The organism is Escherichia sp. AM3, from assembly GCF_032029835.1.
GTDB classification, from domain to species: Bacteria; Pseudomonadota; Gammaproteobacteria; order Enterobacterales; family Enterobacteriaceae; genus Escherichia; species Escherichia coli.
In genome coordinates, this window is sequence record NZ_JAVUPQ010000045.1 from 1 (window position 1) to 25,915 (window position 25,915).

20 protein-coding genes and 1 riboswitch are annotated in these 25,915 nt (G+C 54.1%); of the genes, 10 read left to right on the plus strand and 10 right to left on the minus strand.

All coding sequences use genetic code 11. The features are described 5' to 3' along the window. Nucleotides 1–387 precede the first annotated feature (387 nt). Together purH and purD are read left to right on the plus strand one after the other, a co-directional pair. Nucleotides 388–1,977 carry a bifunctional phosphoribosylaminoimidazolecarboxamide formyltransferase/IMP cyclohydrolase gene (purH, locus tag RTW80_RS15730; protein ID WP_001187559.1) on the plus strand — a complete coding sequence of 530 codons (1,590 nt, stop codon included), beginning with the start codon at nucleotides 388–390 and terminating at the stop codon, nucleotides 1,975–1,977. 11 nt (nucleotides 1,978–1,988) lie between these two features. Next, on the plus strand, nucleotides 1,989–3,278 hold the full coding sequence (gene purD / locus RTW80_RS15735; RefSeq protein WP_000866812.1) for a phosphoribosylamine--glycine ligase: 1,290 nt from the start codon (nucleotides 1,989–1,991) through the stop codon (nucleotides 3,276–3,278). Here purD and zraR read toward each other — a convergent pair. Together zraR and zraS are read right to left on the minus strand one after the other, a co-directional pair. After that, on the minus strand, nucleotides 3,275–4,600 hold the full coding sequence (zraR, locus tag RTW80_RS15740; RefSeq protein ID WP_000148503.1) for a sigma-54-dependent response regulator transcription factor ZraR: 1,326 nt from the start codon (nucleotides 4,598–4,600) through the stop codon (nucleotides 3,275–3,277). The genes purD and zraR overlap by 4 nt on opposite strands. Next, on the minus strand, nucleotides 4,597–5,973 hold the full coding sequence (gene zraS / locus RTW80_RS15745) for a two-component system sensor histidine kinase ZraS (RefSeq protein WP_001211921.1): 1,377 nt from the start codon (nucleotides 5,971–5,973) through the stop codon (nucleotides 4,597–4,599). The genes zraR and zraS overlap by 4 nt, the downstream gene beginning before the upstream one ends. Nucleotides 5,974–6,210: 237 nt before the next feature. Here zraS and zraP point away from each other — a divergent pair, with 237 nt between their 5' ends. Beyond that, entirely contained in the window at nucleotides 6,211–6,636 is a 426-nt protein-coding gene (gene zraP / locus RTW80_RS15750; protein ID WP_000828222.1) for a zinc resistance sensor/chaperone ZraP, read from the plus strand. Between the two features lies 1 nt (nucleotide 6,637). Here zraP and RTW80_RS15755 read toward each other — a convergent pair whose 3' ends face one another. The 6 genes from RTW80_RS15755 to nudC all read right to left on the minus strand — a co-directional run bounded on the left by RTW80_RS15755 (nucleotide 6,638) and on the right by nudC (nucleotide 10,996). Beyond that, nucleotides 6,638–7,333, minus strand: a complete 696-nt coding sequence (locus tag RTW80_RS15755; protein ID WP_001084037.1) for a DUF1481 domain-containing protein — start codon at nucleotides 7,331–7,333, stop codon at nucleotides 6,638–6,640. 12 nt (nucleotides 7,334–7,345) lie between these two features. After that, nucleotides 7,346–7,618, minus strand: coding sequence for a nucleoid-associated protein HU-alpha (hupA, locus tag RTW80_RS15760; RefSeq protein ID WP_001044513.1), 273 nt, complete (start codon nucleotides 7,616–7,618; stop codon nucleotides 7,346–7,348). Between the two features lie 186 nt (nucleotides 7,619–7,804). Further along, a complete protein-coding gene (locus RTW80_RS15765; RefSeq protein ID WP_000940106.1) occupies nucleotides 7,805–8,395 on the minus strand; it encodes a YjaG family protein in 591 nt (196 codons plus the stop codon). Between the two features lie 42 nt (nucleotides 8,396–8,437). Then, nucleotides 8,438–9,109, minus strand: coding sequence for a deoxyribonuclease V (gene nfi, locus RTW80_RS15770; RefSeq protein WP_000362388.1), 672 nt, complete (start codon nucleotides 9,107–9,109; stop codon nucleotides 8,438–8,440). Nucleotides 9,110–9,118: 9 nt separating this feature from the next. Beyond that, complete coding sequence (gene hemE / locus RTW80_RS15775; protein WP_032247939.1) at nucleotides 9,119–10,183, minus strand: uroporphyrinogen decarboxylase; 1,065 nt, start codon at nucleotides 10,181–10,183, stop codon at nucleotides 9,119–9,121. Nucleotides 10,184–10,222: 39 nt separating this feature from the next. Beyond that, the gene (gene nudC / locus RTW80_RS15780; RefSeq protein WP_000373940.1) at nucleotides 10,223–10,996 is read right to left on the minus strand and encodes an NAD(+) diphosphatase; all 774 of its coding nucleotides are present in this window, start codon (nucleotides 10,994–10,996) and stop codon (nucleotides 10,223–10,225) included. Nucleotides 10,997–11,090: 94 nt separating this feature from the next. Here nudC and rsd point away from each other — a divergent pair, with 94 nt between their 5' ends. The 7 genes from rsd (at nucleotide 11,091) to thiH (ending at nucleotide 17,164) form a co-directional block, all read left to right on the plus strand. Beyond that, entirely contained in the window at nucleotides 11,091–11,567 is a 477-nt protein-coding gene (rsd, locus tag RTW80_RS15785; protein ID WP_000934302.1) for a sigma D regulator, read from the plus strand. A 51-nt stretch (nucleotides 11,568–11,618) separates the two neighbouring features. Beyond that, nucleotides 11,619–11,719: riboswitch (TPP riboswitch) on the plus strand. 80 nt (nucleotides 11,720–11,799) lie between these two features. Beyond that, the gene (gene thiC, locus RTW80_RS15790) at nucleotides 11,800–13,695 is read left to right on the plus strand and encodes a phosphomethylpyrimidine synthase ThiC (protein ID WP_033548572.1); all 1,896 of its coding nucleotides are present in this window, start codon (nucleotides 11,800–11,802) and stop codon (nucleotides 13,693–13,695) included. Then, on the plus strand, nucleotides 13,695–14,330 hold the full coding sequence (gene thiE, locus RTW80_RS15795; RefSeq protein ID WP_000284615.1) for a thiamine phosphate synthase: 636 nt from the start codon (nucleotides 13,695–13,697) through the stop codon (nucleotides 14,328–14,330). The genes thiC and thiE overlap by 1 nt, the downstream gene beginning before the upstream one ends. Beyond that, nucleotides 14,323–15,078, plus strand: a complete 756-nt coding sequence (gene thiF, locus RTW80_RS15800; RefSeq protein ID WP_000999737.1) for a thiazole biosynthesis adenylyltransferase ThiF — start codon at nucleotides 14,323–14,325, stop codon at nucleotides 15,076–15,078. Before thiE ends, thiF begins: the two co-directional genes overlap by 8 nt. Next, the gene (gene thiS, locus RTW80_RS15805; RefSeq protein ID WP_001166226.1) at nucleotides 15,062–15,262 is read left to right on the plus strand and encodes a sulfur carrier protein ThiS; all 201 of its coding nucleotides are present in this window, start codon (nucleotides 15,062–15,064) and stop codon (nucleotides 15,260–15,262) included. Before thiF ends, thiS begins: the two co-directional genes overlap by 17 nt. A gap of 1 nt (nucleotide 15,263) precedes the next feature. After that, nucleotides 15,264–16,034, plus strand: coding sequence for a thiazole synthase (thiG, locus tag RTW80_RS15810; protein ID WP_000944104.1), 771 nt, complete (start codon nucleotides 15,264–15,266; stop codon nucleotides 16,032–16,034). Continuing rightward, the gene (thiH, locus tag RTW80_RS15815; RefSeq protein WP_312719504.1) at nucleotides 16,031–17,164 is read left to right on the plus strand and encodes a 2-iminoacetate synthase ThiH; all 1,134 of its coding nucleotides are present in this window, start codon (nucleotides 16,031–16,033) and stop codon (nucleotides 17,162–17,164) included. Before thiG ends, thiH begins: the two co-directional genes overlap by 4 nt. Nucleotides 17,165–17,405: 241 nt before the next feature. Here the strand turns inward: thiH and rpoC are convergent, their stop codons facing one another. Next, nucleotides 17,406–21,629 carry a DNA-directed RNA polymerase subunit beta' gene (rpoC, locus tag RTW80_RS15820; RefSeq protein ID WP_000653944.1) on the minus strand — a complete coding sequence of 1,408 codons (4,224 nt, stop codon included), beginning with the start codon at nucleotides 21,627–21,629 and terminating at the stop codon, nucleotides 17,406–17,408. Nucleotides 21,630–21,705: 76 nt separating this feature from the next. Continuing rightward, nucleotides 21,706–25,734, minus strand: coding sequence for a DNA-directed RNA polymerase subunit beta (gene rpoB, locus RTW80_RS15825; protein ID WP_000263098.1), 4,029 nt, complete (start codon nucleotides 25,732–25,734; stop codon nucleotides 21,706–21,708). Between the last annotated feature and the right edge of the window lie 181 nt (nucleotides 25,735–25,915).

Genomic DNA, 25,915 nt, shown 5'->3' on the forward strand with positions numbered 1-25,915 from the left:
TTTCTCTTCAACCGAACCGGCTGTTTGTGTGAAGTGATTCACATCCGCCGTGTCGATGGAGGCGCATTATAGGGAGTTCTCCGCAGGCCGCAATAGAAAAATTGCAGAAAAATAACTGACTGCTGCATTCCCCAGCAAAACCCCGCTTTATACCTTTTTACGCACAGAGTTATCCACAATCATCAATGTAATTTCTGTATTTTTCCCACGGTAACCACTGTCAAAATTGTGATCACCATTGAAAGAGAAAAATTCGCGAGCGTTGCGCAAACGTTTTCGTTACAATGCGGGCGAAAAATAAGGATGCCCCGTTAGGGGCGTTAGCTGAGTTTTTCGCGAAAAATTCAGCTAACGCTCTCTGTAATAGTCAAATCCAGGGGATTTACCATGCAACAACGTCGTCCAGTCCGCCGCGCTCTGCTCAGTGTTTCTGACAAAGCCGGTATCGTCGAATTCGCCCAGGCACTTTCCGCACGCGGTGTGGAGCTGCTGTCTACAGGGGGCACTGCCCGTCTGTTAGCAGAAAAAGGTCTGCCGGTAACCGAAGTTTCCGATTACACCGGTTTCCCGGAGATGATGGATGGACGCGTGAAGACCCTGCATCCGAAAGTACATGGTGGCATTCTGGGCCGTCGCGGCCAGGACGATGCCATTATGGAAGAACATCAGATCCAGCCTATCGATATGGTGGTTGTTAACCTGTATCCGTTCGCCCAGACCGTGGCCCGTGAAGGTTGCTCGCTGGAAGATGCGGTTGAGAACATCGATATCGGCGGCCCAACGATGGTGCGCTCCGCCGCCAAGAACCATAAAGATGTCGCAATCGTGGTGAAGAGCAGCGACTATGACGCCATTATTAAAGAGATGGATGACAACGAAGGATCGCTGACGCTTGCAACCCGTTTCGACCTCGCCATCAAAGCCTTCGAACACACTGCCGCCTACGACAGCATGATTGCCAACTACTTCGGCAGCATGGTTCCGGCTTACCACGGTGAAAGCAAAGAAGCCGCCGGTCGCTTCCCACGCACGCTGAACCTGAACTTCATTAAGAAGCTGGATATGCGTTACGGCGAGAACAGCCACCAGCAGGCTGCCTTCTATATAGAAGAGAATGTGAAAGAAGCCTCCGTTGCTACCGCAACCCAGGTTCAGGGTAAAGCCCTCTCTTATAACAACATCGCCGATACCGATGCGGCGCTGGAGTGCGTGAAAGAGTTCGCCGAGCCGGCATGTGTGATTGTGAAGCACGCCAACCCTTGCGGCGTGGCTATCGGCAATTCCATTCTTGATGCTTACGATCGCGCGTACAAAACCGACCCAACCTCCGCATTCGGCGGCATCATTGCCTTTAACCGCGAGCTGGATGCGGAAACCGCACAGGCCATCATTTCTCGTCAGTTTGTCGAAGTGATTATTGCGCCGTCCGCCAGCGAAGAAGCCCTGAAAATCACCGCCGCCAAACAGAACGTACGCGTTCTGACCTGCGGTCAGTGGGGCGAGCGTGTTCCGGGCCTCGATTTCAAACGCGTGAACGGCGGTCTGCTGGTTCAGGATCGTGACCTGGGGATGGTCGGTGCGGAAGAACTGCGCGTGGTGACCAAACGTCAGCCGAGCGAACAGGAACTGCGTGATGCGCTGTTCTGCTGGAAGGTGGCGAAGTTTGTGAAATCCAACGCTATCGTCTATGCCAAAAACAATATGACTATCGGCATTGGCGCGGGCCAGATGAGCCGCGTGTACTCCGCAAAAATCGCCGGTATTAAAGCGGCCGATGAAGGCCTGGAAGTGAAAGGTTCCTCGATGGCTTCTGACGCGTTCTTCCCGTTCCGCGACGGTATTGATGCCGCCGCCGCTGCGGGCGTGACCTGCGTAATCCAGCCTGGCGGTTCTATCCGTGATGACGAAGTGATTGCCGCCGCCGACGAGCACGGTATTGCGATGCTCTTCACCGACATGCGCCACTTCCGCCATTAATGGAGCAATAGATGAAAGTATTAGTGATTGGTAACGGCGGGCGCGAGCACGCGCTGGCCTGGAAAGCGGCGCAGTCGCCGCTGGTTGAAACTGTTTTTGTTGCTCCGGGTAATGCAGGCACTGCGCTGGAACCCGCGCTACAGAACGTCGCTATCGGCGTAACCGATATCCCGGCGCTGTTGGATTTCGCACAAAACGAAAAGATTGATCTGACCATCGTCGGCCCGGAAGCGCCGCTGGTGAAAGGCGTGGTCGATACCTTCCGCGCCGCCGGGCTGAAAATCTTCGGCCCAACCGCAGGTGCGGCCCAACTGGAAGGCTCAAAAGCGTTTACCAAAGATTTCCTGGCCCGCCATAAGATCCCTACGGCGGAATACCAGAACTTCACCGAGGTAGAACCTGCGCTGGCGTATCTGCGTGAGAAAGGCGCGCCAATCGTCATTAAAGCGGACGGTCTGGCTGCCGGGAAAGGCGTTATCGTGGCGATGACGCTGGAAGAAGCGGAAGCGGCTGTTCACGATATGCTGGCGGGCAACGCTTTTGGCGACGCGGGTCATCGCATCGTTATCGAAGAGTTCCTCGATGGCGAAGAAGCGAGCTTTATCGTGATGGTGGACGGAGAGCATGTGCTGCCGATGGCTACCAGCCAGGATCACAAACGCGTAGGCGATAAAGATACCGGACCAAACACCGGCGGGATGGGCGCTTACTCCCCCGCGCCGGTAGTAACCGATGAAGTTCATCAGCGCACCATGGAACGTATCATCTGGCCAACCGTGAAAGGCATGGCGGCGGAAGGCAACACCTACACCGGTTTTCTCTACGCGGGCCTGATGATCGACAAACAGGGCAATCCGAAGGTTATCGAATTTAACTGCCGCTTTGGCGATCCGGAAACCCAGCCGATTATGCTGCGCATGAAGTCCGATCTGGTTGAGCTCTGCCTGGCAGCCTGTGAAGGGAAGCTGGACGAGAAAACATCCGAGTGGGATGAACGCGCTTCTCTCGGCGTGGTGATGGCTGCGGGTGGATATCCGGGCGATTACCGCACCGGTGATGTGATCCACGGCCTGCCGCTGGAAGAAGTAGAAGACGGCAAAGTGTTCCATGCAGGCACAAAACTGGCGGATGACGAGCAGGTAGTGACCAGCGGCGGGCGCGTACTGTGCGTCACCGCGCTGGGTCATACCGTGGCAGAAGCGCAGAAACGCGCTTATGCCTTAATGACCGATATTCACTGGGACGACTGCTTCTGCCGGAAAGATATCGGCTGGCGCGCCATCGAACGCGAGCAGAACTAACGCGACAGTTTTGCCAATAGCGTTTTGCGCGTGATCCCTAACTGACGGGCGGCTTCGGTTTTGTTGCCGCCCGTTTTCTCCAGCGCCGCCAGAATCACCTCTTTTTCCACTTCCACCAACGGCTGAATATCCTGACTTTGTCCCAGCGGGATCGGCGTACTGGCAATCGCCAGCGGCAGCTCGCGTTCGGAAATATATTCCCCGGTCAGCAGCACCACTGCCCGTTCCACCGCGTTTTCCAGCTCACGAATATTTCCCGGCCAGTCGTAATGAATCAACAGATCCATCGCCTGGGGCGTAAAACCTTTTACCGCCTTGCGATTACGCTCGGCAAAGCGCTGCAGAAAATGGCCAGCCAGCAGAGGGATATCTTCCCGCCGTTGCCGCAGCGATGGTACTTCAATCGCCACCACATTCAGGCGATAGTAGAGATCCTGGCGAAAACGCCCGGCATTCACCTCTGCGGCAAGATCGCGATGGGTCGCCGCAATCAGCCGGACATCAACCGAGATAATCTGGTTGCTACCGACACGCTGAACTTCGCGCTCCTGAATCGCACGCAGCAGACGCACCTGCATCATCGGCGAGATATCGCCAATTTCATCGAGAAACAGCGTGCCGCCGTCCGCCTCAACAAAGCGCCCTTCCCGGCGTTTATCGGCTCCAGTAAACGCCCCTTTTTCGTGACCGAACAATTCAGATTCCAGCAAGGATTCGTTGAGTGCCGCACAGTTGAGCGTTACCAGCGGTTTTTCGCTACGTGCGCTACTGGCGTGAATCGCCCTGGCGACCAGCTCTTTACCGGTGCCGGAATCGCCGTGGATCAGTACCGTGGCTTCCGATGGCGCGACGAGGGCGATTTCACTGAGCAGGTGTTGCATCGCCGGGCTTTTACCGACCATACCGAACTGGCTGGCAGTCACCGCAGGTGTTTCAGCATCAATACTGTGCGTATGCGCGAGCGCTTTTTCCAGCGTCGCCTGTAGGTTATCGAAATCCAGCGGCTTGATGAGATAATCCAGCGCCCCAGTTTTCAGTGCCTCTACCGCCGTCTCGACGCTGGAGTACGCAGTCATAATCAGCACCGGAATTGCCGGGTTTAACGCTTTGATCTCTTTCAGCGTGGCGATGCCGTCCATCTCCGCCATTCGCACATCGCAAAGCACAAGATCAAAAACCTGTTCCCGCACCTGCTCCAGCGCCTGTCGCCCGCTGTTCGCCAGCGCGACGTTATAGCCCCAGCCGCGCAGTAAAGCCTGCAAAATAGTGCAGTGGCTAATGTCATCATCCACCACCAGAATATCGATATTATCGTGCGTCATCCTTGTGGGTCCTTACGCGTAATATTGACCGGAAGCCAGAGGGTGAACGTTGAGCCTTTTCCCTCCTGGCTTGCGACCTGAATTGTACCACCGTGTTGTTCAACAATATTATGCACGACCGCCAGCCCCAATCCGGTGCCTTCGGCTTTGGTGGTGAAGTACGGAGTGAAGATGGCTTCAAGCTGATCTGCCGCAATTCCCTTACCGCTGTCGGTAACGCTGATTTTCACGCCCGCGCCGCTTTCGCTGACCGTCACGCTAATCACGCCATGCTGACCAATCGCCTGAATAGCATTGAGATAGAGATTCAACAGGACCTGAGTCAGCCTGTCCGGATCGGCCTGAATTTCCGGTAATGTGTCGTTGGCGGTAAAGCGTAACTGGATCTCCCGGCTGTTTGCATCCTGGCTTACCAGCTGTAATGAGTGGTTAATCAGCGTGTTGAGATCCACCGCCTGCAAAGCCAGATGCGTTGGCTTAACCAGTTCCAGCAACTCGCTTACCACGCGGTTTAAACGGTCGGCCTCTTTCGCCATCACCTGCGCCAGTTGATGCGCTTCTCCCCCTGCAGGCGCGCGCTCGGCAAAGTATTTCGCCAGTCCTTTAATCGAGGAAAGTGGGTTACGGATTTCGTGGGCAACGCCTGCCGCAAGATGCCCCAGCGCCACCAGCTTCTCTTTGCGCTTCATTTCATCTTGTAGAAGCTGGCGCGAGCGCAGATAGCGGCGATACCAGAAGAATGACAATACGCTTGCCAGCAAGACCGTCGCCAGGGCGAAGAGAATAATCAGGGTGTTTCTCTGCTCACGATCTTCGGCACTCACAATATTACTGGCGTCGAAAGCGATGAAAATTGCTTGTGGTGTCGCGGCATACTGCTGCATATGGCGCATCCGGTGCATTCCAGCAGCAAACATCGGTTGAAACTGGCGATAAATTTCCAGAACAGGCTCGCCGTCTGCGCTATCGATCCGCCGCCACGCTTCTTCATCTCCCGGATGTAACTGCTGCATTTCCTGAGGGGAATAAAGCTGTTTTCCCACCATGCCGGAGTTGCTATGCATCACGATTGTTCCTTGTTCATCCGTGACCGCAAACCAACGTACTCCAGGCTGCCCGGCCATTTCTTCCAGTAAGGCCTGCTGCTGCGCATGATGCATGCGCATCCCCATGCCGACGCGCGAGCCGGATTCAAGAGCGCGAATAAGTACACTGCCTTTTTCCAGCAGCGTTTGTCTGGCGGCGGCAGTCTCGCGCCCATAATCGCGAATCACCGTCACCGCAAACAACCCTACCAGCCCAACAATGACCACGGGGAGGATCGCGCTTAACCATTTAGCTAAGGAGTCTTTAGAACGTTGCATAAAACGCATCTTCTTCTTTGCCTGCTCATCCCTTTCTGACAGCAGAAATCATGCCATCTTTTATCAGCGCTTACCCTGCGCTGTAACACAAAGGCTTAAGTTTCAATGAGTAAAAATGACTCGCTACCCGCAGCAGGCGAGTCATTTTTACTCGTTTATCATGCCAGATTACCCGTCATATCAGCGTTTCATCGTTGGCACGGAAGATGCAATACCCGAAGTAAGACAACCACTGGAGGATTAACCATGAAACGGAACACGAAAATTGCCCTGGTAATGATGGCGCTTTCAGCAATGGCGATGGGATCGACATCTGCATTTGCTCACGGCGGACACGGTATGTGGCAGCAAAATGCCGCGCCTTTGACCAGCGAACAACAGACAGCGTGGCAGAAAATCCATAATGACTTTTACGCTCAAAGCAGCGCACTGCAACAGCAACTGGTGACGAAGCGTTATGAATACAATGCCCTGTTAGCCGCGAACCCACCGGATAGCAGCAAAATTAACGCGGTCGCCAAAGAGATGGAGAATTTGCGTCAGTCGTTAGATGAGTTACGGGTGAAACGAGATATCGCGATGGCTGAAGCGGGTATTCCGCGCGGAGCCGGAATGGGCATGGGCTACGGCGGCTGCGGTGGTGGCGGTCATATGGGTATGGGCCACTGGTAAATCAGAACGTTTTCTCGTTGGGTTGCCAGCGACAGAAATCAGAGTTTGCCACTAACAGTAATTGCGAACCTTCGGGCGCTTCCAGCCATGCCACGCTGACATCAACAGAAGAGCGGCTCTGGCGGCGCTCGATATGCGCTATCGCCTGCGAATCTAAATCAGGTTTAATGGTTTGCCCTTCGCAGGTGGTCACGGTCTGTTCCATCGCATGCCAGCGCCCCTGGCGCAGCACGACTCTCCCCTGACGTAAGGCATCGCTAATCTGGCGGATCTGATCAGCACGATAACGGTATAAATCGATTTGGTCGTTAGAAAGCTGCTGCTTTTCCCCATCGGATTCACGTTGCATAAAGCTCAGATCACCGCGATCGTCAAAACGCGCGCGAATATTCACCGGCGGTTTGCTGTAAACATTGATATTGATGAGCGTGAGGTTATCGCCCTGCCAGCGATACTCTCGCGTCGTGGTATCGCCACTGCGCCACGGGCTAAACACGGCAAGCAGATGCACATTATCGCCGCTGTCTTTTCGCCAGATGCGTACCGCGCCCTGGTCTTCAGCAAATCCACTGGCGGTAAAGGGAGGAAGTGAAGAGTTATGACTACAGGCAGTGAGAAGCAGAGCGCCAGCCAGCATCAATGATCGACGCCAGAAAGACAAAAGGGGTGAAACCACCCCTTCGTTAAAACTGTTCACTGCCACGCAATCTTACTTAACTGCGTCTTTCAGTGCCTTGCCAGAAACAAATGCCGGTACGTTAGCTGCGGCAATTTTGATTTCTTTACCGGTCTGCGGGTTGCGGCCAGTACGCTCAGCGCGGTGGTTCACTTTGAAGGTACCGAAACCAACCAGTTGTACAGCATCGCCTTCTTTCAGAGACTCAGTAATTGCAGCCAGAGTGGACTCCAGAGCAGCTTTAGCCTGGGTTTTGGACAGTTCTGCTTTCTCTGCAATTACATCAATCAGTTGAGTCTTGTTCATAAGTTATCCTTACAATGTGTTTATCGCTTGCTAAGCATCGAGTGCGACGGAAATGCCAGAATAGCACTCTCCTGCATACACGCACCGATAGCCACTTTTTTTCGCCCCCCAAATGTAGACCAGACGGGGGGCGAAAGGGAAGACTCCAGGTACGACAAATCAGGCGTTAAATCACGTTTTCTGGTCTTATTGCTGAAAAATTATACCAATATTGCTCTCACCCGCCTCACGCAGGTCTGCCCTAAGGCCTTTTATCAGCTCGATATCGCGTTCTTCGCACTCAGCTAAAAGTCGGAATATTTCCCACTGAATGTCCCATTCTTGCTCTACAGCTGGGTTTTCTTTAAGCTCTTCATCGCTCATTTCGCGACCAGCCTGAGTCATTTCCAGCATCGCAACGGTCGTGATGGAGGTCTTACTCACTTCCACCGCGTGTTCGAGCGTTTCACCACTCAAACGCGAATGGACCAGTTCACTTAACGCCACGCAGGCATCGATTGCCGGATAAACGCCGTACAGATCGAAATCGTCGGCTGAAGGAATCGCTTCTTCAAATTTCTCCAGTTGGCTGTCGAAATTTACTTTTGCGTCTTTAACGGTCAGCGTTTCCCAGATGAGATCGAGAATGCGACGGTAAATTTGCCCATCACCAAAACCGGTTTGCTGGCAGAACATGGCGTAATTGGGGTACATGCGTTCGCATAAGCAAGCCATGAAAGTGACATGCTGCCAGCTTTCCAGGCGCTCCAGACGCAGATGAATTGGGTTTTGTAACATGTTGAGTTCTCAAATACGGAAATTATCCGCAGTTTACCTGAATTAGGGCTGATTTGCTGTATAGCGCACGAACGCCGGACGTTCCGAGGCCACCGCGTCCGCCCAGCGCGTTGGCTCCGGCAGACGATAGCCTTTCATGCAGCGTTGTACCCACGCCAGCGCGCTGTCCACGCTGACCCGATGGCCGGTAGCGATAAACAACGGGTTACAGCGCGCTTTGCTGCGCCAGACCCAGGCCAGCTGCTCGCCTTTATCCATCAGTGGGGCCAGCGCGCCCGGTTCGCTGGAGAGCGGTTCGAATTTACCGCAGAGCCGTTTTTTCGCCACGCCAATGGTCGGCACATCCACCAATAAGCCAAAATGGCTGGCGACGCCAAGACGGCGAGGATGCGAGATCCCATGACCATCGACAAACACTAAATCCGGCTTTTGCGACAGCATCTCCCACGCTGCCAGCAGCGCAGGATATTCGCGGAAGGAAAGAAAACCTGGAATGTAAGGCATGGTGGTGGCGATGCGGGCAACTTTATACTCGACCAGCTCAAGCGAGGGATATTTCAGCAGCACCATCGCCGCTCGCGTCACTTCTCCGCCCTGCTCAAACCCGACATCGGCTCCGGCGATCAGATCCGGTGGATCTTTATCGAGTCGATCCTCGCGGATCACAGAAGAAGCCAGTTCGATTTGTTGAGCGCGTAATGACGCGAGATCCATAATCACTCCTTAGCGGTGATACTGTTCAGACAGTCGATGCACTGCCTCCACGAACACGCCAGCATGTTCTGGCGGCACATCCTGATGAATGCCGTGACCAAGGTTAAAGACATGACCTTCGCCGTGACCGAAACCTGCAAGTATAGTCGCTACTTCTTCTTCAATGCGGGCAGGCGGCGCGTACAGCATCGACGGATCCATATTACCCTGCAACGCGACTTTATTGCCCACACGGCGGCGCGCATCGGCGATGTCCGTTGTCCAGTCGAGGCCCAGCGCATCGCAACCGGTTTCTGCCATGGCTTCCAGCCACTGTCCGCCGCCTTTGGTAAACAGCGTGACCGGTACGCGGCGACCGTCGTTTTCACGCAGTAAACCATCAACAATTTTATGCATGTAATAGAGCGAGAACTGTTGATAATCGCGCCCGGTAAGCACGCCGCCCCAGGTGTCGAAAATCATCACTGCCTGAGCACCGGCTTTAATCTGCGCATTCAGATACAAAGTGACGCTTTTCGCCAGTTTATCGAGCAGAGCGTGCATCGCCTGCGGATCGGCATACATCATTTTTTTGATCACGGTGAAGGCTTTGCTGCTGCCGCCTTCCACCATGTAGGTCGCCAGCGTCCACGGGCTGCCGGAAAAACCAATCAGCGGCACTTCGCCTTTCAGTTCGCGACGAATGGTACGCACCGCGTTCATCACGTAACCCAGTTCATCTTCCGGGTCCGGAATTGGCAGTTTATCGACGTCAGCTTTGCAGGTGACTGGCGAGGTAAAACGCGGACCTTCTCCGGCTTCAAAATAGAGCCCTAACCCCATCGCGTCCGGCACGGTGAGGATATCGGAAAAGAGGATCGCCGCATCCAGCGGGTAGCGACGCAGCGGTTGCAAAGTCACTTCGCACGCCAGCTCGGCGTTTTTGCACAGCGACATAAAATCGCCTGCCTGGGCGCGCGTGGCTTTATATTCCGGTAGATAGCGACCCGCCTGGCGCATCATCCATACTGGAGTGACATCAACGGGCTGGCGCAGCAGCGCCCGCAGATAACGATCGTTTTTAAGTTCGGTCATTTTGGCTGTTCCTTAGTGCGTCAGGCGGTCAGTGTATCATCACTCATACTCTGCCCGACACATCGCCACCGTATCTTCTATCAGACGGCGCGCTACGGTGCCGGGCGGCGGGAGTAACGGCAAATCGTCATAGCGATACCAGTTCGCCTCGAGCAATTCTTTCGGGTCGATCACGATGTCGCCGCTGTCATATTCCGCCATAAACGCGGTCATTAAAGACTGAGGAAACGGCCACGGCTGAGAAGTCACGTAACGCAAGTTTTTAACTTTAATTCCGCTCTCTTCCATCACTTCCCGCGCGACTGCCTGCTCGAGGGTTTCGCCCACTTCGACGAATCCGGCAAGTACTGTATGGACACCGTTACGATGGCGGGTATGCTGGGCGAGGAGGATCGAATCATCGCGACGGATGGCAACAATAATGCAGGGGGCGATTTGCGGGTAGTAACGCTCACGGCAATGGCTGCACAGCATCGCCCATTCGGTTTTGCTCGGATACATTTCATGCCCGCAGTAACCACAGTATTTATGCGATCGGTAAAACTCCGCCAGTTGTACGCCTCGTCCGGCCAGTTGAAACAGCCCAACATCGAGATCAATGACCTGACGTACCGACCCCATATCGTGACGCCGCTGCTGTTGTACTAACCAAACAGGTTCCCCCTGCCATTCGCCGATTTGTAGTGCGCGCTGACCCACAAGATCGAAATTTGCCGCTTCGCCATATGGCAATTCTCCCTTCGGCAACCATAATTTTTGTTCATGGCTGACGACCCACCAGCCGTGATCTAATTTTTCAATTATACGATCCATAGCTCTTGCACTACCTTTGCATCACTGGCATGTTTAACATGGTTTTTACATTTCTCACTGAGCAGTTTTTGAATACAAACTTGCGGAGTCAATCATGCTTAACCAGCTCGATAACCTGACGGAGCGCGTCAGAGGAAGTAACAAACTGGTTGATCGCTGGCTACATGTACGTAAGCATCTGCTCGTGGCTTACTACAATCTGGTTGGCATTAAGCCTGGCAAAGAATCGTACATGAGGCTAAACGAAAAAGCCCTTGATGATTTTTGTCAGAGCCTGGTCGATTACTTGTCTGCCGGACATTTCAGTATTTATGAGCGCATTCTTCATAAGCTGGAAGGCAACGGGCAACTCGCGCGCGCCGCGAAGATTTGGCCGCAACTCGAAGCCAATACTCAACAGATTATGGATTACTACGATTCCAGTCTGGAAACCGCCATCGATCATGATAATTACCTTGAGTTTCAACAGGTTTTATCTGACATCGGCGAGGCGCTGGAAGCGCGCTTTGTGCTGGAAGATAAGCTGATTCTGCTGGTGCTTGACGCCGCCCGCGTCAAACATCCTGCTTGAGTTCTGCGCTGTTAACGCGTAATTTACATTCAATGCCCCATTTGCGGGGCTAATTTCTTGTCGGAGTGCCTTAACTGGCTGAGACCGTTTATTCGGGATCCGCGGAACCTGATCAGGCTAATACCTGCGAAGGGAACAAGAGTTAATCTGCTATCGCATCGCCCCTGCGGCGATCGTCTCTTGCTTCATCCGTCGTCTGACAAGCCACGTCCTTAACTTTTTGGAATGAGCTATGTCTGCAACAAAACTGACCCGCCGCGAACAACGCGCCCGGGCCCAACATTTTATCGACACCCTGGAAGGCACCGCCTTTCCCAACTCAAAACGCATTTATATCACTGGCACACACCCCGGCGTGCGCGTGCCGATGCGTGAGATCCAGCTTAGCCCGACGCTAATTGGCGGTAGCAAAGAACAGCCGCAGTACGAAGAAAACGAAGCGATTCCGGTCTACGACACCTCCGGCCCGTATGGTGATCCGCAGATTGCCATTAACGTGCAGCAAGGGCTGGCAAAACTACGCCAGCCGTGGATCGATGCGCGCGGCGATACCGAAGAACTTACCGTGCGCAGTTCCGATTACACTAAAGCGCGGCTGGCAGATGATGGCCTCGACGAACTGCGTTTTAGCGGCGTACTAACACCAAAACGCGCCAAAGCAGGACGCCGTGTCACCCAACTGCACTACGCCCGCCAGGGCATCATCACGCCGGAAATGGAATTCATCGCCATCCGCGAGAATATGGGCCGCGAGCGCATCCGTAGCGAGGTTTTACGCCACCAGCATCCGGGAATGAGCTTTGGCGCACATCTGCCGGAAAATATCACTGCGGAATTTGTCCGTGATGAAGTTGCTGCCGGACGTGCGATTATCCCGGCCAACATTAATCATCCGGAATCGGAGCCGATGATTATTGGTCGCAATTTCCTGGTAAAAGTTAACGCCAATATCGGCAACTCGGCGGTCACCTCTTCCATCGAAGAAGAAGTGGAAAAGCTGGTATGGTCCACCCGCTGGGGAGCGGATACGGTGATGGATCTCTCCACCGGTCGCTATATTCACGAAACCCGCGAGTGGATTTTGCGTAACAGCCCGGTGCCGATCGGTACAGTGCCGATCTACCAAGCGCTGGAGAAGGTTAACGGGATCGCCGAAGATCTTACCTGGGAAGCGTTCCGCGACACGCTGCTGGAACAGGCCGAGCAAGGTGTGGATTACTTCACTATCCATGCGGGCGTACTGCTGCGCTATGTGCCGATGACCGCGAAACGCCTGACCGGTATCGTCTCTCGCGGCGGTTCGATTATGGCGAAATGGTGCCTCTCCCATCATCAGGAAAATTTCCTCTATCAACACTTCCGCGAAATTTGTGAAATCTGTGCCGCTTATGACGTTTCGCTGTCGCTGGGCGACGGTCTGCGCCCCGGTTCTATTCAGGACGCCAACGATGAAGCGCAGTTTGCCGAGCTGCATACGCTGGGCGAACTGACCAAAATTGCCTGGGAATATGACGTGCAGGTGATGATTGAAGGCCCAGGCCACGTGCCGATGCAGATGATCCGCCGCAATATGACCGAGGAGTTAGAGCACTGCCACGAAGCGCCGTTTTACACTCTGGGGCCGCTAACTACCGATATTGCGCCGGGCTATGACCACTTCACGTCGGGGATTGGTGCGGCGATGATTGGCTGGTTTGGCTGCGCGATGCTCTGTTACGTAACGCCAAAAGAGCATCTGGGTCTGCCCAATAAAGAAGATGTTAAGCAGGGGCTTATCACCTATAAGATTGCCGCCCACGCCGCTGACCTGGCGAAAGGGCATCCGGGCGCGCAAATTCGCGATAACGCCATGTCGAAAGCCCGCTTCGAATTTCGCTGGGAAGACCAGTTTAATCTGGCCCTCGACCCGTTTACCGCCCGCGCTTGTCACGATGAAACCCTGCCGCAAGAGTCAGGTAAAGTCGCCCATTTTTGCTCCATGTGTGGGCCGAAATTCTGCTCGATGAAAATCAGCCAGGAAGTGCGTGATTACGCCGCCACGCAAACTATTGAAATGGGAATGGCGGATATGTCGGAGAACTTCCGTGCCAGAGGCGGAGAAATCTACCTGCGTAAGGAGGAAGCGTGATGTATCAGCCTGATTTTCCTCCTGTACCTTTTCGTTCAGGACTGTACCCGGTGGTGGACAGCGTACAGTGGATCGAACGTCTGTTGGATGCAGGCGTACGTACTCTCCAGCTACGCATCAAAGATCGGCGCGATGAAGAGGTGGAAGCCGATGTCGTGGCGGCAATTGCGCTGGGCCGCCGCTATAACGCGCGATTGTTTATCAACGATTACTGGCGGCTGGCGATCAAGCATCAGGCGTATGGCGTCCATTTGGGGCAGGAAGATTTGCAAGCCACCGATCTCAATGCCATCCGCGCGGCAGGCCTGCGGCTGGGCGTTTCGACACATGACGATATGGAAATCGACGTCGCGCTGGCAGCACGCCCCTCTTATATCGCGCTGGGACATGTGTTCCCGACGCAAACCAAACAGATGCCTTCTGCACCGCAGGGGCTGGAACAGCTGGCACGGCATGTTGAGCGACTGGCGGATTATCCCACCGTGGCGATTGGCGGTATCAGTCTGGCACGCGCGCCTGCGGTGATAGCAACGGGTGTCGGCAGTATCGCCGTCGTCAGCGCCATTACTCAAGCCGCAGACTGGCGTTTGGCAACGGCACAGTTGCTGGAAATTGCAGGAGTTGGCGATGAATGACCGTGACTTTATGCGTTATAGCCGCCAAATCCTGCTCGACGATATCGCTCTGGACGGGCAGCAAAAACTGCTCGACAGCCAGGTGCTGATTATCGGTCTGGGCGGGCTGGGTACACCTGCTGCGCTGTACCTGGCGGGCGCTGGCGTCGGGACGCTGGTACTGGCAGATGACGACGATGTGCATTTAAGCAATCTGCAACGACAAATCCTCTTTACCACTGAAGATATCGATCGCCCGAAATCGCAGGTCAGCCAACAGCGACTGACACAGTTGAATCCCGACATTCAACTGACAGCATTACAACAACGGTTAACGGGTGAGGCGTTAAAAGATGCGGTTGCACGGGCCGATGTGGTGCTCGACTGTACCGACAATATGGCGACTCGCCAGGAGATTAATGCCGCCTGCGTGGCACTCAACACGCCGCTTATCACCGCCAGCGCGGTCGGATTTGGCGGTCAGTTGATGGTACTGACGCCGCCCTGGGAGCAGGGGTGTTACCGCTGCCTGTGGCCAGATAACCAGGAGCCAGAACGCAACTGCCGCACGGCGGGCGTGGTTGGCCCGGTGGTCGGGGTTATGGGCACTTTGCAGGCACTGGAAGCCATTAAGTTATTAAGCGGTATAGAGACACCTGCGGGAGAACTCCGACTGTTCGACGGTAAATCGAGCCAGTGGCGCAGCCTGGCGTTGCGCCGCGCCAGTGGTTGCCCGGTATGCGGAGGAAGCAATGCAGATCCTGTTTAACGATCAAGCGATGCAGTGCGCCGCCGGGCAAACTGTTCACGAACTACTGGAGCAACTCGACCAACGACAAGCGGGCGCGGCTCTGGCGATTAATCAGCAAATCGTCCCGCGTGAGCAGTGGGCGCAACATATCGTGCAGGATGGCGACCAGATCCTGCTTTTTCAGGTTATTGCAGGGGGTTGAAATGTTACGTATTGCGGACAAAACGTTTGATTCACATCTGTTTACCGGCACAGGGAAATTCGCTTCTTCACAACTGATGGTGGAGGCGATCCGCGCTTCCGGCAGCCAGCTGGTGACACTGGCGATGAAACGTGTCGACTTGCGCCAGCACAACGACGCTATCCTCGAACCGCTTATCGCGGCGGGTGTGACCCTGCTGCCAAATACATCCGGGGCGAAAACAGCGGAAGAAGCCATTTTCGCCGCCCATCTGGCTCGTGAAGCGTTAGGCACAAACTGGTTAAAATTAGAGATTCACCCTGACGCCCGCTGGCTGTTGCCCGATCCCATCGAAACCCTGAAAGCCGCCGAAACGCTGGTACAACAGGGATTTGTCGTGCTGCCTTACTGCGGGGCCGATCCGGTATTGTGTAAACGTCTGGAAGAAGTCGGCTGTGCAGCGGTGATGCCGCTCGGCGCGCCGATTGGCTCGAATCAGGGACTGGAAACCCGCGCCATGCTGGAGATTATTATCCAGCAGGCCACAGTGCCGGTGGTTGTCGATGCTGGCATCGGCGTTCCCAGCCATGCCGCGCAGGCGCTGGAAATGGGGGCCGACGCGGTGTTAGTGAATACGGCGATTGCCGTCGCGGACGATCCCGTCAACATGGCGAAGGCATTTCGTCTGGCGGTAGAAGCAGGCCTACTGGCACGTCAGTCCGGACCGGGCAGCCGCAGTTATTTTGCTCATGCCACCAGCCCGCTGACCGGATTTCTGGAGGCATCGGCATGAAAACCTTCAGCGATCGCTGGCGACAACTGGACTGGGACGACATCCGCCTGCGTATCAACGGCAAAACGGCTGCTGACGTAGAGCGGGCGCTAAATGCCTCGCAACTCACCCGCGACGACATGATGGCGCTGTTATCGCCTGCCGCCAGTGGCTATCTGGAACAACTGGCCCAACGGGCGCAGCGTCTGACCCGTCAGCGATTTGGCAACACAGTTAGTTTCTACGTCCCGTTTTATCTTTCCAATCTTTGCGCTAACGACTGCACGTACTGTGGATTTTCCATGAGTAATCGCATCAAGCGCAAAACGCTGGATGAAGCGGATATTGCCAGGGAAAGTGCCGCTATACGGGAGATGGGCTTTGAACATCTGCTGTTAGTCACTGGTGAACATCAGGCGAAAGTGGGGATGGATTACTTTCGTCGTCATCTCCCTGCCCTTCGTGAACAGTTCTCTTCACTACAGATGGAAGTGCAACCGCTGGCGGAGACGGAATACGCCGAGTTAAAGCAACTTGGTCTGGATGGCGTGATGGTTTATCAGGAGACATATCACGAGGCGACTTATGCCCGCCATCATCTGAAAGGCAAAAAACAGGACTTCTTCTGGCGGCTGGAAACGCCGGATCGGCTGGGGCGTGCGGGGATTGATAAGATAGGCCTCGGCGCGCTAATTGGCCTTTCCGACAACTGGCGCGTTGACAGCTATATGGTTGCCGAACATTTGCTATGGCTGCAACAGCATTACTGGCAAAGCCGTTACTCTGTCTCCTTTCCGCGCCTGCGCCCGTGTACTGGCGGCATTGAGCCTGCGTCGATTATGGATGAACGCCAGTTAGTGCAAACCATCTGCGCCTTCCGACTGCTTGCACCGGAGATTGAACTGTCACTCTCCACGCGGGAATCACCGTGGTTTCGCGATCGCGTTATTCCGCTGGCGATCAATAACGTCAGCGCCTTCTCGAAAACGCAGCCAGGTGGCTATGCCGATAATCACCCCGAGTTGGAACAGTTCTCACCGCACGACGATCGCAGACCGGAAGCGGTTGCTGCCGCGTTAACCGCTCAGGGTTTGCAGCCGGTATGGAAAGACTGGGACAGCTATCTGGGACGCGCCTCGCAAAGACTATGAGACGGAATGTAAGAACGTAAATTTATTCCGAGCCGCTACGGAAGATGAAAAACGCAAGGTTGTTGAAAGCGTTGTGTTTTTTTATGGTAGTGCCGTCAGCAGGAATGTTGTCCAGGGCGAAAAGCTTCTTCCTCGTTTCGCCCTGCCTTTCTTAATATTTTCCGTGAAGAATTTGCCCTCTGAATAACACCCATAAAAAAACCCGCCGAAGCGGGTTTTTACGTTATTTGCGGATTAACGATTACTCGTTATCAGAACCGCCCAGACCTGCGTTCAGCAGTTCTGCCAGGCTGGCAGATGCGTCTTCTGCAGTCACCTGCGGTGCAGCCGGAGCTTCACCCGCAGCACGGCGACGCATACGATCCTGGTGGTACGCGTAACCGGTACCGGCCGGGATCAGACGACCCACGATAACGTTCTCTTTCAGGCCGCGCAGTTCGTCGCGTTTGCCCGCAACGGCTGCTTCGGTCAGCACGCGAGTCGTCTCCTGGAACGATGCCGCGGAGATGAAGGACTCGGTTGCCAGAGACGCTTTGGTGATACCCAGCAGATCGCGGGAGTAAGTTGCACCCACTTTGCCGTTCGCTTCCAGTTCGCGGTTTGCGATCTTGACGCGAGAGTATTCAACCTGTTCGCCTTCCAGGAAGTCGGAGCTACCCGCGTTAACGATGGTAGCTTTACGCAGCATCTGACGAACGATAACTTCGATGTGTTTATCGTTAATCTTAACGCCCTGCAGACGGTATACGTCCTGTACTTCGTTAACGATGTAACGAGTAACAGCATGAACACCACGCAGACGCAGAATGTCGTGCGGCGCTTCCGGACCGTCGGAAATTACGTCACCACGTTCTACACGTTCACCTTCGAACACGTTGAGCTGACGCCATTTCGGAATCATCTCTTCGTACGGATCGCTACCGTCTACCGGGGTGATAACCAGACGACGTTTACCTTTGGTTTCTTTACCGAAGGAAACGATACCGCTGATTTCAGCCAGGATTGCCGGCTCTTTCGGACGACGTGCTTCGAACAGATCCGCAACGCGCGGCAGACCACCGGTGATGTCCTTGGTACCGCCGGATTCCTGCGGAATACGCGCCAGGGTGTCACCAGAGCTGATCTGTACGCCATCTTCCAGCTGAACAATCGCTTTACCCGGCAGGAAGTACTGCGCAGGCATATCGGTACCTGGGATCAGAACGTCGTTACCCTGAGCATCAACGATTTTCAGTGCCGGACGCAGATCTTTACCACCTGCGGTACGTTCTGCGGAATCCAGAACCACCAGCGAAGACAGACCGGTCAATTCGTCGGTCTGACGCGTAATGGTCTGGCCGTCGATCATGTCAGTAAAGCGTACAAAACCGCTTACTTCGGTGATAACCGGCATGGTGTGCGGGTCCCAGTTTGCAACGGTTTCGCCGCCAGCAACCTGTTCGCCATCGCCTTTCGCCAGTACCGCACCGTAAGGTACTTTGTAGCTTTCTTTGGTACGACCGAATTCGTCGATCAGTTTCAGTTCGGTATTACGGGAAGTGATAACCAGTTTACCGCTGGAGTTCACAACCGACTTCACGTTGCTGAGCTTGATGCTACCTTTGTTTTTCACCTGGATGCTGGATTCAGCAGCCGCACGAGATGCCGCACCACCGATGTGGAACGTACGCATGGTCAGCTGTGTACCCGGTTCACCGATGGACTGTGCCGCGATAACACCGATTGCTTCACCTTTGTTGATGATGTGGCCACGCGCCAGGTCACGACCGTAGCAGTGCGCACATACACCAAAGTCGGTGTCACAAGATACAACAGAACGTACTTTAACCGCGTCGACAGAGTTCTCTTCCAGCAGGTCACACCACTGTTCGTGCAGCAGCGTGTTGCGCGGAACGAGGATATCAGCAGTACCCGGCTTCAGAACGTCTTCAGCAGTTACACGACCCAGTACGCGATCGCGCAGCGGCTCTTTAACGTCACCACCCTCGATAACCGGAGTCATCATGATACCTTCATGGGTACCACAATCGTCTTCGGTAACCACCAGGTCCTGCGCCACGTCAACCAGACGACGAGTCAGGTAACCGGAGTTCGCAGTTTTCAGTGCGGTATCCGCCAGACCTTTACGAGCACCGTGGGTGGAGATGAAGTACTGGAGTACGTTCAGACCTTCACGGAAGTTCGCGGTGATTGGCGTTTCGATGATGGAGCCATCCGGCTTCGCCATCAGACCACGCATACCAGCAAGCTGACGAATCTGTGCCGCAGAACCACGCGCACCGGAGTCGGCCATCATGTAGATGCTGTTGAAGGAAACCTGCTTCTCTTCCTGACCGTCACGGTTAATAACGGTTTCAGTTTGCAGGTTATCCATCATCGCTTTGGATACACGATCGTTCGCCGCAGCCCAGATATCGATAACTTTGTTGTAGCGTTCGCCCGCAGTTACCAGACCAGACTGGAACTGCTCCTGAATTTCAGCAACTTCTGCTTCTGCCTCGGAGATGATTTCGTGTTTCTTCTCCGGGATGACCATGTCATCGATACCAACAGATGCACCAGAACGCGCTGCATAGGCGAAGCCGGTGTACATGATCTGGTCCGCAAAAATAACGGTCGGTTTCAGACCGAGAATGCGGTAGCAGGTGTTCAGCATTTTGGAGATTGCTTTTTTACCCAGCGCCTGGTTGACGATGGAGTAAGGCAGACCTTTCGGTACAATCATCCACAGAATGGCACGGCCAACAGTCGTGTCTTTCAGGCTGGTTTTCGCTACTAATTCACCGTTAGCATCTTTTTCATACTCGGTGATACGCACTTTAACGCGCGCATGCAGAGAAGCCAGACCAGAGCGATACAGACGTTCTGCTTCTTTCGGGCCAGTCAGCACCATGCCTTCGCCTTTGGCGTTAACACAGTCACGGGTCATGTAGTACAGACCCAGTACAACGTCCTGAGACGGAACGATGATTGGTTCGCCGTTCGCCGGGGACAGGATGTTGTTGGTAGACATCATCAGCGCACGCGCTTCCAGCTGGGCTTCCAGCGTCAGCGGTACGTGAACAGCCATCTGGTCACCATCGAAGTCGGCGTTATATGCCGCACAAACCAGCGGGTGCAGCTGGATAGCTTTACCTTCGATCAGTACCGGTTCAAATGCCTGGATACCCAGACGGTGCAGAGTCGGTGCACGGTTCAGCAGTACCGGGTGTTCGCGGATAACTTCGTCCAGGATATCCCAAACGACAGCTTCTTCGCGCTCAACCATTTTCTTCGCAGCTTTAATGGTGGTAGCAAGACCACGCAGTTCCAGCTTGCCGTAGATGAACGGTTTGAACAGCTCCAGTGCCATTTTCTTCGGCAGACCGCACTGATGCAGACGCAGGTATGGACCTACGGTGATTACAGAACGACCGGAGTAGTCAACACGCTTACCGAGTAGGTTCTGACGGAAACGACCCTGTTTACCTTTGATCATGTCGGCCAAAGATTTCAGAGGACGCTTGTTAGAACCGGTGATTGCACGACCGCGACGACCGTTATCCAGCAGGGCGTCAACCGCTTCCTGCAGCATACGTTTTTCGTTACGTACGATGATGTCCGGCGCAGCCAGATCCAGCAGACGTTTCAGACGGTTGTTACGGTTAATGACGCGACGATACAGATCGTTCAGGTCAGAAGTCGCGAAACGACCACCATCCAGCGGAACCAGCGGACGCAGATCTGGCGGCAGTACCGGCAGAACGGTCAGGATCATCCACTCTGGTTTGTTACCAGACTGAACGAACGCTTCCAACAGTTTGATACGCTTGGTCAGCTTTTTACGCTTGGTTTCGGAGTTGGTTTCGTTCAGCTCTTCACGCAACTGTTCGCACTCTTGCTCCAGATCCATGCTCTTCAGCAGAGCCTGGATTGCTTCCGCACCCATCTTCGCGTCGAATTCGTCACCGAACTCTTCCAGCGCGTCCAGATACTGCTCTTCAGTCAGGATCTGCTGACGTTCCAGGTTGGTCATACCGCCTTCGATAACCACATAGGATTCAAAGTACAGTACGCGTTCGATATCGCGCAGCGGCATATCGAGCAGCAGACCGATACGGGACGGCAGCGATTTCAGGAACCAGATGTGCGCAGTCGGGGAAGCCAGTTCGATGTGGCCCATACGCTCACGGCGTACTTTAGTCTGGGTCACTTCAACGCCGCACTTCTCACAGATGACGCCACGGTGTTTCAGGCGCTTGTACTTACCGCACAGGCACTCGTAATCTTTTACCGGCCCAAAGATACGGGCGCAGAAAAGGCCGTCACGTTCTGGTTTGAACGTACGGTAGTTGATGGTTTCCGGCTTTTTAACTTCACCGAAAGACCATGAACGGATCATGTCTGGCGAAGCCAGAGCAATTTTGATCGCATCAAACTCTTCGGTTTTAGTCTGCGCTTTCAGAAACTTTAATAAATCTTTCACGGATTTGCTCCCGTCGGAGTTAGCACAATCCGCTGCCGGGTTTTAACCCGACAGCAGTGACCTGTTTGAGCGAGAATTACTCGTCTTCCAGTTCGATGTTGATACCCAGCGAACGAATCTCTTTCAACAATACGTTGAAGGATTCTGGCATGCCCGGCTCCATCTGATGGTTGCCGTCCACGATGTTTTTATACATCTTGGTACGACCGTTCACGTCATCAGACTTAACGGTGAGCATTTCCTGCAGGGTGTATGCTGCGCCGTATGCTTCCAGCGCCCACACTTCCATCTCCCCGAAACGCTGACCACCGAACTGTGCCTTACCACCCAGCGGCTGCTGAGTAACCAGGCTGTAAGAACCGGTGGAACGCGCGTGCATCTTGTCGTCGACCAGGTGGTTCAGTTTCAGCATGTACATGTAACCAACGGTTACCGGACGCTCGAACTGTTCACCAGTGCGACCATCGTACAGGCGGATCTGACCGGAAGTCGGCAGGTCGCCAAGTTTCAGCAGCTCTTTAATTTCTGCTTCTTTCGCACCGTCGAACACCGGCGTTGCGATTGGCATACCTTTGCGCAGGTTTTCAGCCAGACGCATAACTTCTTCATCGCTGAAGGTACTCAGGTCAACTTTCTGACGAACGTCAGCGCCCAGATCGTACGCACGCTGGATGAATTCGCGCAGTTTCGCGACTTCTTGCTGCTGTTTCAGCATGGCGTTGATCTTGTCGCCGATACCTTTCGCAGCCATACCCAGGTGGGTTTCGAGGATCTGACCGATGTTCATACGAGACGGTACGCCCAGCGGGTTCAGTACGATGTCTACCGGCGTACCGTTTTCATCGTAAGGCATATCTTCGATCGGGTTGATCTTAGAAATTACACCCTTGTTACCGTGACGACCTGCCATCTTGTCACCAGGCTGGATACGGCGTTTAACCGCCAGATATACCTTAACAATCTTCAGCACGCCCGGTGCCAGATCGTCGCCCTGGGTGATTTTGCGGCGTTTCGCTTCGAGTTTCTTCTCGAACTCGTGTTTCAGTTCGTCATACTGCTCAGCCAGCTGTTCCAGCTGATTTTGTTTCTCTTCGTCGGTCAGGCCCAGCTCCAGCCAGCGATCGCGCGGCAGTTTGTCGAGCTTCTCAGCTTCAACGCCACCGGCTACCAGCACAGCACGGATACGGCTGAACAGACCCGCTTCGAGGATCTGCAGTTCTTCAGACAGGTCTTTCTTCGCCTGTTTGAGCTGCATTTCTTCGATTTCCAGCGCACGTTTGTCTTTTTCTACGCCATCGCGAGTAAAGACCTGAACGTCGATAACCGTACCGGATACACCGTTTGGTACGCGCAGAGAAGAGTCTTTAACGTCAGAGGCTTTCTCACCGAAGATCGCACGCAGCAGTTTTTCTTCTGGGGTCAGCTGAGTTTCACCTTTCGGCGTAACCTTACCAACCAGAATGTCGCCACCGGTCACTTCCGCACCAATATAAACGATACCGGATTCATCCAGTTTGGAGAGCGCAGCTTCACCCACGTTCGGGATGTCAGCGGTGATCTCTTCTGGCCCCAGCTTGGTGTCACGGGACACACACGCCAGTTCCTGAATGTGGATGGTGGTGAAACGGTCTTCCTGAACAACACGCTCGGATACGAGGATGGAGTCTTCGAAGTTGTAACCATTCCACGGCATGAACGCTACGCGCATGTTCTGACCAAGCGCCAGTTCACCGAGGTCGGTGGACGGACCGTCTGCCAGCACGTCGCCACGTTCAACCGGTTCACCCAGAGACACACACGGCATCTGGTTGATACAGGTGTTCTGGTTAGAACGGGTGTATTTGGTCAGGTTGTAGATGTCGATACCTGCTTCACCCGGATACATCTCGTCTTCGTTAACTTTGATAACGATACGGGAAGCATCCACGTACTGAACGACACCACCACGTTTAGCTACCGCAGTTACACCGGAGTCAACGGCAACAGCACGTTCCATACCAGTACCAACCAGCGGCTTATCAGCACGCAGAGTCGGAACGGCCTGACGTTGCATGTTCGCACCCATCAATGCACGGTTGGCGTCATCGTGTTCCAGGAACGGGATCAGGGACGCACCGACGGATACCACCTGCTGGGTGGATACGTCCATGTAGTCAACCTGGTCACGGCTGAACAAGCTGGATTCGCCTTTGCTACGGCAAGTTACCAGGTCTTCTACGAAGTGGCCTTCTTCATCCAGGTTGGAGTTCGCCTGGGCGATAACGTAGTTGCCTTCTTCGATAGCAGACAGGTAGTGAATTTCGTCAGTTACAACACCGTCGGTCACTTTACGATACGGAGTCTCAAGGAAGCCGTATTCGTTAGTCTGTGCGTACACGGACAGAGAGTTGATCAGACCGATGTTCGGACCTTCAGGGGTTTCGATTGGACATACGCGACCGTAGTGAGTCGGGTGTACGTCTCGAACTTCGAAGCCTGCACGTTCACGGGTCAGACCGCCTGGGCCGAGTGCGGAGATACGACGTTTGTGCGTAATCTCAGACAGCGGGTTGTTCTGGTCCATAAACTGAGACAGCTGGCTGGAACCGAAGAACTCTTTCACTGCTGCGGAAATCGGCTTGGCGTTGATCATATCCTGAGGCATCAGGGTATCCAGATCGCCCAGAGACAGACGCTCTTTCACCGCACGCTCTACACGTACCAGGCCAACGCGGAACTGGTTTTCCGCCATTTCGCCAACGGAACGGATACGACGGTTGCCGAGGTGGTCGATATCATCGACTTCGCCTTTACCGTTACGGATATCGATGAGCTTTTTCATAACATCAATGATGTCGTCTTTGCTCAGGATACCGGAACCTTCGATTTCTTCGCGCAGCAGAGAACGGTTGAACTTCATACGACCAACCGCAGACAGGTCATAACGGTCTTCGGAGAAGAACAGGTTCTCGAACAGGCTTTCCGCTGCTTCACGAGTCGGCGGCTCGCCAGGGCGCATCATGCGGTAGATTTCTACCAGTGCGCTCAGACGGTCGTTAGTTGGGTCGACACGTAAGGTTTCAGAGATATATGGGCCGTGATCCAGATCGTTGGTGAACAGCGTTTCGATACGCTTGTGACCAGACTGGCTCAGCTTAGCCAGCAGATCCAGGCTCAGCTCCATGTTCGCTGCGCAGATCAGCTCGCCGGTAGACTCATCAATATAGTCTTTAGCAACCACTTTACCTGCGATGTACTCAACCGGGACTTCGATCAGTTTGACGTCGTCTTTTTCCAGCTGGCGAATGTGGCGCGCAGTGATACGGCGGCCTTTTTCTACGTACACTTTACCGTTAGCTTCGATGTCAAAAGATGCGGTTTCACCACGCAGGCGTTCCGGCACCAGTTCCATCTGCAGCTTGTTATCACGGATTTCAAAGATAACTTTTTCAAAGAACAGGTCGAGGATCTGCTCTGTGGTGTAGTTCAGGGCGCGCAGAATGATGGTCGCAGGCAGTTTACGGCGACGGTCGATACGTACGAACAGGTTGTCCTTCGGATCGAATTCGAAGTCCAGCCAGGAACCACGGTAAGGGATGATGCGCGCGTTATACAGCACTTTACCCGAAGAGTGGGTTTTACCTTTGTCGGAGTCAAAGAAGACGCCCGGACTACGGTGCAGCTGGGAAACGATAACACGCTCAGTACCGTTGATAACAAAGGTACCGTTGTCTGTCATGAGCGGAATTTCGCCCATGTAGACTTCTTGTTCTTTAATGTCTTTTACGGTGCCTTCCGGCGCTTCGCGCTCATAGATCACCAGACGCAGTTTAACGCGCAGCGGTGCGGAATAGGTCACGCCACGGATTTGACATTCCTGGACGTCAAACACCGGTTCGCCAAGGCGGTAGCTGACGTATTGCAGCTCGGAATTACCGCTGTAGCTCTGAATCGGGAATACGGAACGGAAAGCAGCTTCCAGACCATACTGCCCTTCAGGATCTTGCTCGATAAATTTCTGAAACGAGTCAAGCTGGATAGAAAGGAGATAAGGTACATCCAGAACTTGTGGACGTTTACCAAAATCCTTACGAATACGTTTTTTCTCGGTATAGGAGTAAACCATAGGGTTCCTCAGCTCGCTGACAAGTCGACCCATCTGTCCATTGAGCGGACAGTTTGTGCAACACTATTTTGTTGACCGGAAAATGGAACACTTTCCGCAATGCCTGTTGCTATCACGCTTAAACCATTTCATTGCGATTTACACAGAACGGACGTCCTGTCGCAGTATATTAAGTCGTCGA